At 67.5% G+C, this 13238-nt stretch carries 14 protein-coding genes; 5 read left to right on the top strand and 9 right to left on the bottom strand.

The annotated features are described in order from the left end of the window. Positions 1-103 precede the first annotated feature (103 nt). Positions 104-1834, bottom strand: a complete 1731-nt coding sequence (locus tag J1N60_RS17335; protein ID WP_312909201.1) for a radical SAM protein — start codon at positions 1832-1834, stop codon at positions 104-106. Positions 1835-1990: 156 nt separating this feature from the next. Here J1N60_RS17335 and J1N60_RS17330 point away from each other — a divergent pair, with 156 nt between their 5' ends. Both J1N60_RS17330 and J1N60_RS17325 read left to right on the top strand, forming a co-directional pair. After that, positions 1991-2149: a DUF7559 family protein gene (locus J1N60_RS17330; protein ID WP_312909200.1), complete on the top strand. Its 159-nt coding sequence runs from the start codon at positions 1991-1993 to the stop codon at positions 2147-2149. A 159-nt stretch (positions 2150-2308) separates the two neighbouring features. Beyond that, a complete protein-coding gene (locus J1N60_RS17325) occupies positions 2309-2812 on the top strand; it encodes an Hsp20/alpha crystallin family protein (RefSeq protein ID WP_312909199.1) in 504 nt (167 codons plus the stop codon). Between the two features lie 140 nt (positions 2813-2952). On the opposite strand, the gene J1N60_RS17320 is transcribed toward J1N60_RS17325, so the two are convergent. From J1N60_RS17320 to J1N60_RS17310, 3 genes are all read right to left on the bottom strand, one after another. Further along, complete coding sequence (locus J1N60_RS17320) at positions 2953-4188, bottom strand: NAD(P)/FAD-dependent oxidoreductase (protein WP_312909198.1); 1236 nt, start codon at positions 4186-4188, stop codon at positions 2953-2955. Continuing rightward, positions 4185-4949: a creatininase family protein gene (locus J1N60_RS17315; protein WP_312909197.1), complete on the bottom strand. Its 765-nt coding sequence runs from the start codon at positions 4947-4949 to the stop codon at positions 4185-4187. Before J1N60_RS17315 ends, J1N60_RS17320 begins: the two co-directional genes overlap by 4 nt. A 96-nt stretch (positions 4950-5045) precedes the next feature. Further along, positions 5046-5828, bottom strand: a complete 783-nt coding sequence (locus tag J1N60_RS17310) for a DUF7388 family protein (protein WP_312909196.1) — start codon at positions 5826-5828, stop codon at positions 5046-5048. A gap of 363 nt (positions 5829-6191) precedes the next feature. Here J1N60_RS17310 and J1N60_RS17305 point away from each other — a divergent pair, with 363 nt between their 5' ends. From J1N60_RS17305 to J1N60_RS17295, 3 genes are all read left to right on the top strand, one after another. Further along, on the top strand, positions 6192-6788 hold the full coding sequence (locus tag J1N60_RS17305; protein ID WP_312912615.1) for a DUF420 domain-containing protein: 597 nt from the start codon (positions 6192-6194) through the stop codon (positions 6786-6788). A gap of 171 nt (positions 6789-6959) precedes the next feature. Further along, on the top strand, positions 6960-7970 hold the full coding sequence (locus J1N60_RS17300) for an ion channel (RefSeq protein WP_312909195.1): 1011 nt from the start codon (positions 6960-6962) through the stop codon (positions 7968-7970). 109 nt (positions 7971-8079) lie between these two features. Next, a complete protein-coding gene (locus tag J1N60_RS17295) occupies positions 8080-8529 on the top strand; it encodes a pyridoxamine 5'-phosphate oxidase family protein (protein WP_312909194.1) in 450 nt (149 codons plus the stop codon). A 13-nt stretch (positions 8530-8542) separates the two neighbouring features. Here the strand turns inward: J1N60_RS17295 and J1N60_RS17290 are convergent, their stop codons facing one another. From J1N60_RS17290 to J1N60_RS17270, 5 genes are all read right to left on the bottom strand, one after another. After that, positions 8543-9322 carry an ABC transporter permease gene (locus tag J1N60_RS17290; protein ID WP_312909193.1) on the bottom strand — a complete coding sequence of 260 codons (780 nt, stop codon included), beginning with the start codon at positions 9320-9322 and terminating at the stop codon, positions 8543-8545. Then, positions 9319-10428, bottom strand: a complete 1110-nt coding sequence (locus J1N60_RS17285) for an ABC transporter ATP-binding protein (RefSeq protein WP_312909192.1) — start codon at positions 10426-10428, stop codon at positions 9319-9321. The genes J1N60_RS17290 and J1N60_RS17285 overlap by 4 nt, the downstream gene beginning before the upstream one ends. A gap of 137 nt (positions 10429-10565) precedes the next feature. Continuing rightward, a complete protein-coding gene (locus J1N60_RS17280) occupies positions 10566-12389 on the bottom strand; it encodes a bacterio-opsin activator domain-containing protein (protein WP_312909191.1) in 1824 nt (607 codons plus the stop codon). Continuing rightward, positions 12386-12829 (bottom strand): response regulator, encoded by a 444-nt coding sequence (locus tag J1N60_RS17275; protein WP_312909190.1) that lies wholly within the window; start codon positions 12827-12829, stop codon positions 12386-12388. Before J1N60_RS17275 ends, J1N60_RS17280 begins: the two co-directional genes overlap by 4 nt. Next, entirely contained in the window at positions 12819-13232 is a 414-nt protein-coding gene (locus tag J1N60_RS17270) for a hypothetical protein (protein ID WP_312909189.1), read from the bottom strand. Before J1N60_RS17270 ends, J1N60_RS17275 begins: the two co-directional genes overlap by 11 nt. Positions 13233-13238: the final 6 nt, after the last annotated feature.

The raw sequence follows: 13238 nt of genomic DNA, 5'->3' as shown, positions 1-13238 counted from the left end.
ACCCTCGATTTCAGTCTGCATCGCATGTGTAATAGTACTACCGACCGATATCGCCCAATTACGGACTCGATCGGCCCGAAATGCTCCCGATTCGGGCTGGCCGTCAGTCCAGCGCGGAGGGCTGAGAGAGCGTCGCGAACACCGAGACGTCGACCGTCGACTCGAGGTCGGGCATCGATTCGTGGGGTCGGTCGACGATGATGTCACCCGCGGTGCGGTCGCCGACGCCGGGGATCGCCGTCAATTCGTCCATCGACGCCGCGTTGAGGTCGAGCGGGTACGGGACGCCCGTGACGGATCGGTAGCCGTGATCGACGACGGCCACGTCGATCGTCGACCCGAGCGGGCGTTCGCCGGGAATCCCGACCAGCAGGGGATAGGTCCCCAGCTGGCGGCCGAACGTGTGGCCGTCCTGGTGGTACTCGAGGTGGACGTCCGATAGCACGGTACCGGCCGGTGCGACGCGCTCGAGCATCGGGTTGTCGACGGTCTCGCGGACCTCGCGCTTGTACCGCTTGAACAGCTTCTTGTGCTCTCTGGCGATGGAGGCCCCGGTGTCGGACATCTCGGTACCGTCGAAGGCCATCACCTGCCTGATGTTCACTCGCCGGAGCACTAGCCCCTCGTCGTAGACCCGCCTGAGGAACTCGAGGTTGTGGTCGTAGGTCTCCTCGCGTTCCTCGAGCAGGCCGTGGAGCAGGTTGATGCCGGGGAGGAGTTTCGGGAGGCGTGGCGGCTCCTCCTCGAGGTCGGCCGGCAGCGAGGGACCGCTCCCCGGTTGCTCGCCGGGTCGCCAGCCGCCTTCCTCGTTGACGACGCGAACCGCTTCGAGACACTCCTCGGCAGTGACGTTGAGGTTGTTCGCCTCCTGGACCACCGGGTCCGCGGACTCGAGGCCGAACGCGGCCGTGTCGCCGGGCGTGTTGTGCTCGGCGATGATCCGGATTCCCTCCCGCGAGGCCTCGGGCCAGTTCGCGATGGTGACCGGATTCATGTTGTCGAGGTGGAGCGTCTCGAGGTCGGGGGCCACTTCCCGAATCCCGCCGTAGAGCTCCCGGAGGGCGTCGGGGTTCGGGGCCTCCCCGTCGCCGCCGTAAGCGAGGATGTCGGCCTGGCGGCCGAGGCGGAAGTGTTTCACGCCGTAGTCGGAGAGCGCGTCGACCTCGTCGATCACGGATTCGGGCGGCCGGAACGAGGGGTTGCCGTACAGCGGCTCCGTGCAGAACGAACACCGGTAGGCACAGCCACGTGAAGTCTCGAGTTCGCAGATGAGGTAGTCGGGATGGTTCGGGTGCTGTTCGACGATGAACGCACCTTTCCGGGCCCACCGCGTGGCTTCGGGGACGTCGCGCATCCGGTTGTTGAAGCCCTCGAGACCGCTCTCGAGGAGGTCGTAGACGGCGGCCTCGACGTCCCCCTTCGCGACGAAGTCGAAGTCCAGGTCCTGGCGCTCGGTCTCGGTCGCCCCCTCGTTGGCGTCGCCGACGCCGAACTTGACGGGGCCACCCATCAGGCTCGTGCCGCCGGCCGTCCAGGCCAGTTTCCGGACCTCGCCGGGTTCGGCGGGCGTTCCGCCGACGTACTTGCCGGGGACGGTCATCCCGCCGAGGTAGATCAACAGGTCGGCCTCGTCGACGTCCCGCCAGCGGTCGGGAACCTCGCGCAGGCCGTCGATCGTGTGGTAGGTGATTCGCTCGGGCGGAACGCCGGCGTCGACGAGCGCCCCGGCCGTGTAGCGCGGGTACGTCGACACGTACGGCGGGACCCCGAAGTGAGCCGGTTCGTCGACGTAGCCGTCGACGACGGTCACCGCGAGCGTTTCGGGGTCGGTCATGGCTCGAGGTAGCGCCCCGAGGCGTAAAACCGTGACTGTCCGTGAGTCGCGTTCGTCTCGACCATCGTAGGTGTCCCACTACGACGGCGATGGCTCCCGACCGCCTCCGGTGCCGCGAACCGTGCTTTGATACCGCTGCCCGCGCTACCCTGGCGTATGCCACCGACGAAGGAAATCGCGTGCACGGACGAGGACTGCTTCCTCGACATGTTCGAGAACCACTACACCTACGACGTCCCGGAGGACCACGGCGTGAGCGACCTCTCGTGTCCGGTCTGCGGGGGGACCGAGTGTCTCGAGGAGATCGAAGTATAATTCCTCTCGGAGTCGCTGGTCACGTCAACGCGTCGAACAGCGTCTGACGTTTATTTAGAAGATCCAAAAAGAATAACAAGGTGGACGTGGTATCGGTATACAGGGGAGCCCTCCCACCAGTACAGGCCGCCCGTCCCACTCCCCGCGAGGTGACAACAAGTGAGTCTCAGATCGCTGCGCGAAACCGTCGGCGACACGCTTTACCGACAGGTCGGTCGCGCACGCAGCCACGTTCAGGAGCACCGTTCGCTACCCGTCGACGTCCTCGAGAGCGAGGAGTCGTATCTCGTCGTCTTCGATGCCGCCGGCGCCGAACCCGGAGACCTGCAGGTCCGGTACATCGACGGCACCGTCAAGGTACGAGTCGAGCGCTATCGAGCGTATCACGACGGCTTCGAGATGCGCTTTCCCGGTCGCGGGATGACCCTCGACGGCAAAACGACCCTGCCCGACGACGCGCTCGTCAATCCCGACGCCGGCACCGCGACGCTCACCGACGTCGGAACCCTGCAGATCACGATTCCGAAGGAGGGCTCTATCGATAGCGACGGGGCCGAGGAAGCCCCGGCGGCCGCCGAAGACGACGCTCTCGAGGGGAATCCCGACGCCATGGCGCCGTCGGATCTCAAGCCGGGCGCCGAGCAGGTCGTCGTCGACGATTAACCGGGCTGTCAGCGGTCGTTTTCTCGCTTTCGGTCTCGAATGTCTCTTTCCGGCACAATCGATCGGTATCGAGTCTCGAGCGACGCCAACCGCCCGCCCTCGAGTCCGAATCCCGAACGGAGTGCGTGGCCGGACACCCGCTACCGTGGCTCGTCCTCGATAGCCATTCCCTCGACGACGTCGAAGGATTCGGTTCCCGTAAACCGAGTGGGGTCGAACGCCGGAATGCCCTCACCACCGAGGATCTCGTCCGCGATTCTGGCGCCGATGGCCGGCGCGCGCATGAAGCCGTGACCCTGGAACCCCGTCGCCACGTACAGGCCGTCGTGGCGTTCGCCCACGAGCGGGTCCCCGTCGGGCGTCGCGGTGCAGACGCCGGCCCAGGCGCGGGTGATCTCCGCCTCACCCAGTTCGGCCTCGGGGAACCGGTGGGCGACGCGCTCGCACAGTTCGTCGGCGAATCCGGGGTTCGCTCCTCGCTCGTAGTCGTCAGGATCGATCTCGCGTTCCTCGGTGCCGTTGCCCGCGAGCAGGCCGTCCGGATGCGGTCGGGCGTAGAAGCCGTCCGTCGCGTCGTAACACATCGGCTCTGGGAGGTCCCCGGTCGCCGTCATCGCCTGGACGCGATAGGGTTTCATCGCGATGGGGAGTCCCGCCGCTTCGAGGACGGCCTTCGTATGTCCGCCGGCGGCGACGAGGACGGCGTCGAACTCTCGTTCTCGCTCCGTCCCCTCGCGAACCACGCGCGGCGGATCGACGCGAACCTCGACCGGGGCGTCCGTCTCGACGGTCGCGCCCGCGCCGCTGGCCGCGGCGGCGAGGCAGGCCGTGTACCGCGCCGGGTCGGTGTAGCCCGCGGCCCCGGCGATGCCGGCGACGGCGACGTCGTCGGTTCGCAGGTGCGGGAACCGCTCGGCGAGTTCGTCGGCGTCGACCTCGAGGGCCACCACCCCTCGAGACTGCATCGCCTCGATCCCCTCCCGGATGTGTGCCGCTCGCCGCTCGTCGCCCTCGCGGGCGAGCCAGACGTACGGACACTCCACGAAGGGGAAGGTGTCGTCGCTCGAGAGCGATCGGAAGCGCTCGATCGCTGCCGCGCCGATTTCGGCGTCGAGGTCGTCGGCAAACGCGTTGTAACAGACGCCGGCGGCGCGGCCGCTCGAGCCGCCCGCGACCTGCCCCTTCTCGTAGAGCGTGACGTCGGCGCCCTCGCGAGCGAGGTCGTAGGCGGCCGTCGCGCCCACGGCACCGGCGCCGACGACGGCGACCTCGAGGCCGGCGCCGCGGTCGACGAACGCGTCGGCGCCGACGGCGAGTTCGTGTTCGGAGATCGTCTCCGCCCCCTCGTTTTTCGCGTCGAGTCCGCTTCCACTCATACGTGACCCGTGGGCCAGCAGTCCTCGAGCGGTCGTGCCGCCAGCCAGTCGAGCAGCGCGTGGAGTTCGTCGCTGGCGGCCTCGAACAGCCGTTCGCCCTTCGCGGGGTCGGCCTGGGTCGGCTTCCCGACCGCACCGGTCTCCGAGAAGTCGATGGTGTCGAAGCCGACGTTCGCACCGTGGACCGCCTCGCCCCAGCCCTCGCCGGCGCCCGATTCGGCCTCCTCGAGTCGGTCCGGTCGAATCAGGTCCTCGCGGACGTGCCAGAGGACGCTCGACTCCATCGCGTCGGCGTGGCCGCCGTTCTCGTCGAAGAGGTCGTCGGCGAGGTCGCCCACGCTATCCCACCAGTTCCACGGCGGCGCGAAGGCCGTTTCCTCGTCCCGAAGGGTACGAGCGACCCGGTTCAGTGCACTCGAGTTGCCGCCGTGGCCGTTGACCACGACGGCCTTCTGGACGCCGTGTTCGGCGACGCTCGAGAGCGTTTCCCGGACGTAGCGCTCGAAGGTCTCCTCGCTTACGAAGAGCGTCCCGTCGAACTGGCGGTGGTGGACGGAGACGCCGACCGGTACCGTCGGGAGCACGACGGCGTCCTCGCGGTCGGTGGCCGTTCGGGCGAACGCCTGCGCGGCCATGTGGTCCATGCCCAGCGGTAGGGCCGGGCCGTGCTGTTCGGTGCTCCCGGTCGGGAGGACGGCGACCTCGGCGGCCTCGAGCGTGTCGGCGGCCGCCGTGGTCGTCTGTTCGGCGAGCAGTGTCATGTGCCACCGTGGGCGTTCGGGGCACTTACGTGTAGGTGGTTTCTCGCTGAAACGTCGGCTCGTGTCGGACCGTCGAGGGTGGATCTGGGCCGAGAATCACTCGAGCAACGACTCGAGCCCCTGGGCCGGGTAGCCGACGACCGTGGTCGCGCCCGCCTCTCGGAGCGCGTCCGTCCGCTGGGCGACCTCGCGCTCGGTTCCCACGAGGGCGAAGTCCTTCGCAGCGGCCAGCAGTACTTCCCGCGCTCGGCCCTTCGCGGTCGAATCGACGGGCGCACCTTCGGGCAGCGCTCGCGAGACGGGCCGGCGCCTCGAGACGTAGGCGCCCACGGCGTCCAGGACGGCGTCCTCATCGTCGGTGAGGACCGTCGGCGCGTAGACGGCGATCTCGCCCGGAAAGCCCGCTGCGCGGATAGCCCGGAGCTCGCGCTCGGTCCTCCGCGAGAGCAGGTCGTACTGGGCCGCGCCGGTCGCCATTGCGACGCGCTCGACGCTCTCGGTGCCGACCCAGGCGTCCGGTGCGGTCTTCAGGGCGGCCCCGAGGCGCGGGGCGACCGCCCGCTCGCGTTCGGCGTCGGTCAGGTAGGCCGGGTGGCCGGCGACGAAGACGCGGCCGACGGTCTCGGGCAGCGCCGAGAGCAGGGAGTCGTCCCCCAGGGGGTCGAACCCGTCGGCGCGGACCGGCGCCGTGACCCGGACGTCGGCCGTCCGGGCGAGTGCCTCGAGGGTCTCGGCGCTCGGCAGGTGGTCTCGTCCCTCGTAGTCGACGGCGACCGTGTCGACGGGGACGTCTCGGGCGTCCAGGACGTCACACTCGGCGGGTTTGACGGCGATGCCGTCGAGGCCCGCTCGCGCGACGGCGGCGGTGCTCGTCAGCATCGGCGATCACCCTGTGCGACGGCTAGACGGCTGTAACTAGAAAACACGCGGAACTCGATCCATCGTCTGTGCGACCATGTGCTCGACCCTGGGCGGTACGCGAGCAAAAAGGTGGCGCTCCGCGCAATTGCGACCGCGAACCCGCACGCCGACGCGAGTGGACGCTGCGGAGATTTTGGTACCGGGCTCGAGTCACCTCGAGAGGCAGGTCCGACGATGAACGTATTACTATAAAACATATAGTATAGTGCGAAACCGACTGCCAGAGCGGGGCCGTCGGGCGTCGAGAATCGAGAGAACCAGACGGCTAGCGGGAAAAGGGCAAGACAGATACGAAACGCGTTCAAACCTCCGACAATGGCCATCGCAACCGCGACCGCGAAACGGCGGATCAGGAACAACCCGCTCCGGGCGACGATCCTCCTGACGGTCGTCGGCTACGGACTCGTCCTGGGAACGTTCTTGCTCGATCTGCCCATCTACCCCGACCTGACGAACGCACAGGTCAACGTCTTCTCGAGCGTCATCGCGCTCATCAACGCGACGACGACCGTCTTCCTCGCCGCTGGCTGGTACTGGATTCGTAACGGCGAGGTCGAGAAACACCGCTTAGCGATGTTGACCGCGTTCGCGCTCATCCTCCTGTTTCTCGTGGTCTACCTGATTCGGGTGGGTGGTGGCGGGACCAAATCCTTCGTCGGGCCCGACCTCGTGCGGACCGCCTACCTGCTCATGCTCGCGATCCACATCCTGCTGTCGATCGTCGCCGTCCCACTGGTGCTCTACGCGCTATTGCTCGGGCTGACGCACACCCCCACGGAACTGCGAAGGACGGCCCACGCTCGAGTCGGGCGATTTGCCGCCGGCTCGTGGCTCCTGAGCCTCGTCCTCGGCGTCGTCACGTACCTGCTGCTCGATCACGTCTACACATACGAGTTTAGCTGGCTGATCGTCGGCTGATCGTCGGCTGATCGTCGGCTGGTCGTCGGCTGGTCGCTGAGAGTCGGCACCTCGAGCACGTCGTCGGTCGTCGACCGTCGATCAGGCTCGAGGCTAGCGGATCCGACAGCGGGCCGACAGCGGGCATTGTCACGCGATCCTTTGACGGATATCGGCCCCGTGAAACGAGGTATGCAGTGGCTGTACCTCGGACTTGGCGCCGTCCTCTTGATCGCCGTAATCGTCGACATCATCTGGACGACGCTCTGGGTCGACGGCGGCGCCGGGCCGCTCTCCAGGCATCTGACGACGGGCACCTGGCGGATACTTCGTGTCGTGGGTCGGAGCCGACCGCGAGCGCTCAGCACGGCCGGCCCGCTGATCCTCACCCTCACGCTCGCCATGTGGATCGGGCTCCTCTGGCTCGGCTGGACGTTCCTCTTCGCCGGCGGCGACGTCGCGCTCCGGAGCACCCAGACGAGCGCTCCGGCCGACTGGGCGGGGCGGCTCTACTACGTCGCGTACACGATGTTCACCAGCGGCAACGGCGACTACACGCCGACCTCGAGCACCTGGGAAATCGCGAGTTCGTTCACGACGGCGACGGGGATGGCGCTCGTGACCCTCGGCGTCTCCTACGTGATCACGGTGCTGGGCGCCGTCTCGTCGAAGCGATCGTTCGCCAGCGACGTCACGGGACTGGGGAACAGCAGCGAAGCGTTCGTCAGGACGGGGTGGGACGGCGACTCCTTCGAGGGCCTCGAGCGCCCCCTCGAGTCGCTCGCGACGCAGTTGAGCCAGCTAGCCGAACAGCACAAGTCCTACCCGATCTTGCACTACTACCACAGCGAGCAGGGTGACCGGGCCTCCGCGATGGCGGTGCCGATTCTCGACGAGTCGCTCACGCTCCTCCGGTACGCCGTCGAGGCGGAGAACCGTCCGAACGAGACGGTCCTCACCCACGCCCGCTCGAGCACGGACGACTACCTCGAGACGCTCGACTCGGCGTTCATCGAACCGACTACGGAGGCGCCGCCGCCGCCCGATCTCGACCGCTTGCGCGAGGCCGGCATCGACACGGTATCGGACGACGACTTCGAGCGGGTTCTCGAGGAATCCGAGACGCGGCGTCGGCACCTCCTCGGTGTCGTCAGGGCCGACGCATGGTACTGGCCGCCGGTCGAAGAGGACGGTGAAGACTGACTCGGAGGGAAGGGGGAGTGACTCGAGTCGCTCGGAAGCGTCGCCCTTTCCACGGCACAGACCCACACTGGGTGGCGGCTTTTTACCTCGACTCGTCGATAGGGACTCCATGAAGATTCGCGACTCGTTCTCGAGGGCGGAAATCGACGACTATCTCGACGAGGCGACGGTTCCGATTCGCCTCGCCTGTCACACGCCTGCAGGCCGTCTCTGGATGCTCTCGCTGTGGTTCCAGTACCGCGACGGCGTTTTTCGGTGTGCGACCGGCGCGGACGCCGACGTCGTTCGGTACCTCGAGCACGATTCGAGCGTCGCGTTCGAGGTTTCGACCAACGATCCCCCGTACGCCGGCGTCCGCGGGTCGGGGACGGCGACGGTCGATCCGGATCCCGAGAAAGCGGTCCTGCGCGAACTGCTCGAGCGATACCTCGACGGGACAGACTCGAGACTCGCGCGCTCGTTGCTCGAAAAAGATCGTAACGAGGTGACGATCACCGTCGACCCCGACGTCGTCTACGGCTGGGACTTCAGCGAGCGGATGGCCGATGTGGTCGAGTAGCTTTCACCTCCCCTCAGTCCGTCCGCGGAATGGACCGAGCCCCCAGCGCGAACGTCAGGACGGCGAGGACCGCGAGGACCGCGAGGTTCCCGAGCGCCGGATCGACCCCGGCGACGCCCGCGGTGCCAGATGCCGCCCCCGGATACGTGACCGCGCGGACGCCGCGAGCGAAGTACGTCAGCGGCGAGAGGGCCACGACCGGCTCGAACCAGCCGGGCAGTTGCTCGAGCGGGACGAACGTCTCGGAGAGAAAGAGCAGGGGAAGCCCGAGGGCGTTGCTCGCGGCGACGGCGCCGTCCTGGGAGTCGGTGTAACTCCCCAGCATCGCCCCGATGCCACAGAAGCAGACGACGCCGACGAACACGTACGGGACGACCAGCGGCGAGTAGACGATCTCGGTGCCCGTGAGGAGAACGACGAGCGCGAGGATCAGCAGGCTCGCCAGGCTGATGATGATCGCGTTGACGACGGTCTGGGAGCCCAGCCACTCGGCGCGGGAGAGCGGGGTCGTCGCCAGTTTCTCGAAGCGGTTCCCCTCGCGGTGGCGGGCGACCTCGCTCCCGAGCCGCGAGAACGGCGTGAAGAGGACGACGACGGCGAGGTAGCCGGGGACGTAGTAGGCCGCCGGCTCGGCGAAGAGGCCGCCACCGGTCGGATCGGTGCGCACGAGGGCGCCGAAGATGACGATCAGGATGACGGGGAAGAAGAACGTGAAGAAGACGGCGGTCCGTCGACGGGTGAACGACCGCCAGTCGGCGTCGATCTGGGCCTGAAGGCGGCCGAGGCGGCTCATCGCGGGTCACCTCCCCGATCGAGGACCTCGGGAGTACGCTCGTCGGTATCCTCGAGGGAGCCGCCGGCACTCTCGAGGTCGCCCGCCAGCGCCAGGTAGACGTCCTCGAGGCTCGGCTCGCTCCACTCGAGGCCGGTGTAGCTCACGCCCGCGGCCTCGAGGGCTTCGACCACGTCGCCGATGTCGGTTGGCGGGAGGTCTCGGACGACGAGTTCAGCCGGGCTCGAGTCGACGGGGTAGGGGAGCGACTCGAGGGCGTCGGTCGCTGCGGGGACGTCGCTATCGGCTCCGGTGTCGGCGGGGTGAGGATCGGCCCTGGTGTCGGCGTTCCGCCGGCTGGGCTCGTCGCCGCCGTCGGCACTGTCGCCGGCCGACTCGAGTTCGATCCGCAAACGACTCGAGCCGCCGTGCTCGGCGACGAGTTCGGCGGGCGCTCCCTGCGCCAGGAGCGACCCGTTCGCGAGCAGGCCGACCCGGTCGGCGAGGCGTTCGGCCTCGGCCATGTCGTGGGTCGTAAGGACGATAGTCGTCCCGCCGGCCGCGAGGGCCTCGAGCAGGCGCCACACGGTTCGTCGACCCGCAGGGTCGATGCCGGTCGTCGGCTCGTCGAGGAAGAGCAGGTCGGGATCGTTGACCAGCGTCGCGCCGACGCAGACCCGCCGTTGCTGGCCGCCGGAGAGGTTCTCGTACCACGTGTCACCGGCGGTCTCGAGCCCGACGTCCTCGAGGACGGTTTCGGGGTCGCGCGCGTCGTCGTACAGGCCGGCGTAGTACGCGAGCAATTCGCGCGCGGTGAGTCGATCCGGCGGCGAGAAGTCCTGTGGCAGGACGGACAGCCGGTTCCGGTCGACGGCCGACGGCTCAGTGCCGAGGATCGCCACGGACCCCGAATCTGGGACGGTCGTGCCGGTCAGCGCCCGGACGAACGTCGTCTTTCCGGCCCCGTTGGGCCCGATGAGGCCGACGACTTCACCCGGATCGACGGTCAGCGAGACGCCCGAGAGCGCGACAGTTTCCCCGTAGGATTTCTCGAGGTCGTCGGCGTGGACGTCGACGATCGTCTCTCTCCCGTCGCTCTGCCTCCCGTCCGACCTGGACCGGCTCATACGAGCGCGTAGCCAGCGGTCGGGGGTAAGCGGTTCGATTGCGGGCTCGGGACGGGCACGATTGCGTCTCGAGTGGGTTTCGAGCGTATCTCGAGCGCGTCCCGAGCACGTCTCGAGTCGCCCGTCCGACGCGTCGCCTACTCGCCGCCCTCGTCGGACTCGGACGCCGAAAACACCGAATCGAAGAACTTCTGCTCGGCCGCTCGTAGGTGCTGGGTGAACGTCGCCGGCGAGATGTCGAGGCGCTCGGCGACTTCCTCGCCCGTGCTCGTTCGCGGCCACTCGAAAAAGCCCGACATGTAGGCCGTCTCGAGGGCCTCGTACTGTCGGTCGGTCAGCTTCGTCTCGAGCAAGCCCGGGCTGGGAATCGACGGACTCGAGCGATCGGTCGTCCGCTGGGCGGCGTAGGTCGCCCCCGGGCAGATCGATTCGACGGTCTCGATGACCCGCGCCGTCTCGCTCTGCTGGGAGAGTTCGATGACCAGCCGAAACGTCCCGTCGTCGATCCGGGCGGACTTGACGCGACCGCCGCGGGAGGCGACCGTCTCGAATAGCTCGATGTCGCCCGTCTTCGTGAGTTCGAAGTCGTACTCGTTTCGTCCGGGGGTGAGGACGCGAAACTCCTCGAGGTCGTCCGTGCGGTCGATCGCCGAGCCCAGCTCCTCGTGGTCGATGCCCTCGGCGGAGCCGTACGCCAGAATGCGATCGCCGGATCGGATGAACTGCTCGATCGTGACCTCGGCCGACTCCCTGGCCGTCGCCTCGACGAGTGGTTCGATCGCACCCTCGACCCGGAACTCGAGTTCGAGGACGGCGTCCGAGAGGAGCGCGTCCTTTCGCTCGAGCGCCGCAATCGCGTGCCCGATGACGTCGCCGAGCCGACCCAGGAGCGTCTGCTCGTACTCGGTAAACGCGTGTGGTCGAGACGAGTACACGTTCAGGATACCGTACCGGACGTTGTCGTGGAGGATCGGGATCGCTGCCGACGATCGAAACGAGCGCTCTCGTGCCGACTCCCGCCAGGGTTCGTAGGACGAGTCGTGCTCGATGTCTCGAACGACCTGAATCTCCTCCGTCTCGATCGCGAGGGCGGTCGGTCCGCTGCCGTGTTCGCCGTCGTCGTCGGTGATCGTAATCTCGTCCAGGTACCCGTCTTCGACGCCGGCCGCTGCCCTGGGAACGATCTGGGAGCTCCCGGGGCTGACGTCGCCGATCCAGACGAACCGGTAGGCGTCGTCGGCGGCGAGCCGATCGCAGACCGCCTGCTCGAGCGCCTCGCGGCTGCTGGTCGTGATCGCGTCGCGGGTGATTTCCTGGCCGATCCGGTTGAGTCGGTTGAGCGCCTCGAGTTCCTCGCGTCGGCGCTCGCGTTCGATGAGCTGCTCGTGGCGCTTGATGGCGTGAGCGATTGTCCGGACGAGCATTGGGCTGGTCACCTCGTCTTTTACGAGGTACTCCTGGGCACCCCGCGAGATGGCCTCGATTCCCGCGTCGCTGTCTTGCAGTCCGGTCAGGACGATGACCGGGGCCGTCGCGTCGCTCTCGAGAACGGCCGTTAGCGTCTCGAGCCCGGCGCTGTCGGGGAGGTTCAGGTCGAGGAGGACGACGTTGATCGAGGGGGTCGATGCGGACGTGGATGCAGATGCGGACTCGGACCCGGAGTCGGATGTAGACGGAGGCGCGGATGCGGACGCGGACGCGGGACCGGGGCCAGTCGGCAGCGTAGCGTCGGGGTCGTTCCCGTCGGTCGACGACGTGGCTCCGACGTCGGGGGAGTCGAGATACGCGAGGCCGTCCTCGAGTCGCGTCTCGTGGTGAACGACCGGCGACTCGCCGTCTGAGGAGTCCGATCCGAGTCGCCGGTTCAACTCCTCGACGCCCGAGAGCATCTCCTCGATGAGACGGGCGTCGCCTGGATTGTCCTCGATGAGCAAAATTTCGAGGGAGTCGTCCCCGCTCATTGGTCCTCCGCTGGCGGCAGGTTGACGACCGACAGCCAGAAGCTTTCGAACGACCGGACGACCTCGATGAACTCGTCCGGGTTGATCGGTTTCGTGAGGTAGGCGTTCGCGTACTTCTCGTAGGACCTGACCACGTCCTCTTCGGCCTCGGAACTCGTCAAAACGACCGTGGGAATGCGCCTGAGCGTGGGGTCATCCTTGAGTTCCTCGAGCACCTCCTCGCCGTTCTTCCGGGGTAGATTCAGATCGAGCAGGATCAGGTCGGGACGGGGGGCGTCCTCGTAGCCGTCTCGCCGGTAGAGGAACGACAGCGCGTCGACGCCGTTTCGGGCGACGTGAATGGTGTTGTCGATCCGTCCCTCCTTGAACGCTTCCTTGGTGAGTCGGACGTCGCCGGGGTTGTCCTCGACGAGCAGTATATCGATCGGGTCAGAGTGCATGAGTAGTGTCCTCGTGTCTATCGTCGTTCTCGTGGTCCCGTTTCCGTTCGGCGTGGGCGGCGGTCGGGAGCGTGAACTGGACCGTCGATCCCGTCTCGAGCGTCGTCTCGATCTCGGTATCGCTCACCGCGACCGTCCACACGTGTTCGTTCCGCGTCGCGTCACTATGAACGCTTGGTGGCTCGGTTTCGGCGTCCGTGATCGCGGTGTCGGTCGGGTTCGTCAGGAGGCGTCGCGGCCGACGTTCGCCACTGGCCACCGCTGGCAGTGATGCGACCGCCGACAACGACGTGACCGTCACCACCCTATCGCGCTCCCCGGTCATCGCTTCCGGTTCGACGACGGTCTCCCGTCGATCCAGGTGAGCGCACCGGTCGCCGGATGCCTGCTCCCTGCTCGCCATCGCTAG

Origin of the sequence: Natronosalvus caseinilyticus (assembly GCF_017357105.1) — an archaeon.
GTDB lineage: Archaea > Halobacteriota > Halobacteria > Halobacteriales > Natrialbaceae > Natronosalvus > Natronosalvus caseinilyticus.
The sequence above is the reverse complement of the archived record's forward strand: the minus strand, read 5'-3'. Positions and strand labels throughout refer to the sequence as shown.

Coding starts and splice junctions, on each gene's coding strand:
- J1N60_RS17335 (WP_312909201.1), bottom strand. CDS start 1,834: ATGACCGACCCCGAAACGCTCGCGGTGACCGTCGTCGACGGCTACGTC.
- J1N60_RS17330 (WP_312909200.1), top strand. CDS start 1,991: ATGCCACCGACGAAGGAAATCGCGTGCACGGACGAGGACTGCTTCCTC.
- J1N60_RS17320 (WP_312909198.1), bottom strand. CDS start 4,188: ATGAGTGGAAGCGGACTCGACGCGAAAAACGAGGGGGCGGAGACGATC.
- J1N60_RS17315 (WP_312909197.1), bottom strand. CDS start 4,949: ATGACACTGCTCGCCGAACAGACGACCACGGCGGCCGCCGACACGCTC.
- J1N60_RS17310 (WP_312909196.1), bottom strand. CDS start 5,828: ATGCTGACGAGCACCGCCGCCGTCGCGCGAGCGGGCCTCGACGGCATC.
- J1N60_RS17300 (WP_312909195.1), top strand. CDS start 6,960: ATGCAGTGGCTGTACCTCGGACTTGGCGCCGTCCTCTTGATCGCCGTA.
- J1N60_RS17295 (WP_312909194.1), top strand. CDS start 8,080: ATGAAGATTCGCGACTCGTTCTCGAGGGCGGAAATCGACGACTATCTC.
- J1N60_RS17290 (WP_312909193.1), bottom strand. CDS start 9,322: ATGAGCCGCCTCGGCCGCCTTCAGGCCCAGATCGACGCCGACTGGCGG.
- J1N60_RS17285 (WP_312909192.1), bottom strand. CDS start 10,428: ATGAGCCGGTCCAGGTCGGACGGGAGGCAGAGCGACGGGAGAGAGACG.
- J1N60_RS17280 (WP_312909191.1), bottom strand. CDS start 12,389: ATGAGCGGGGACGACTCCCTCGAAATTTTGCTCATCGAGGACAATCCA.
- J1N60_RS17275 (WP_312909190.1), bottom strand. CDS start 12,829: ATGCACTCTGACCCGATCGATATACTGCTCGTCGAGGACAACCCCGGC.
- J1N60_RS17270 (WP_312909189.1), bottom strand. CDS start 13,232: ATGGCGAGCAGGGAGCAGGCATCCGGCGACCGGTGCGCTCACCTGGAT.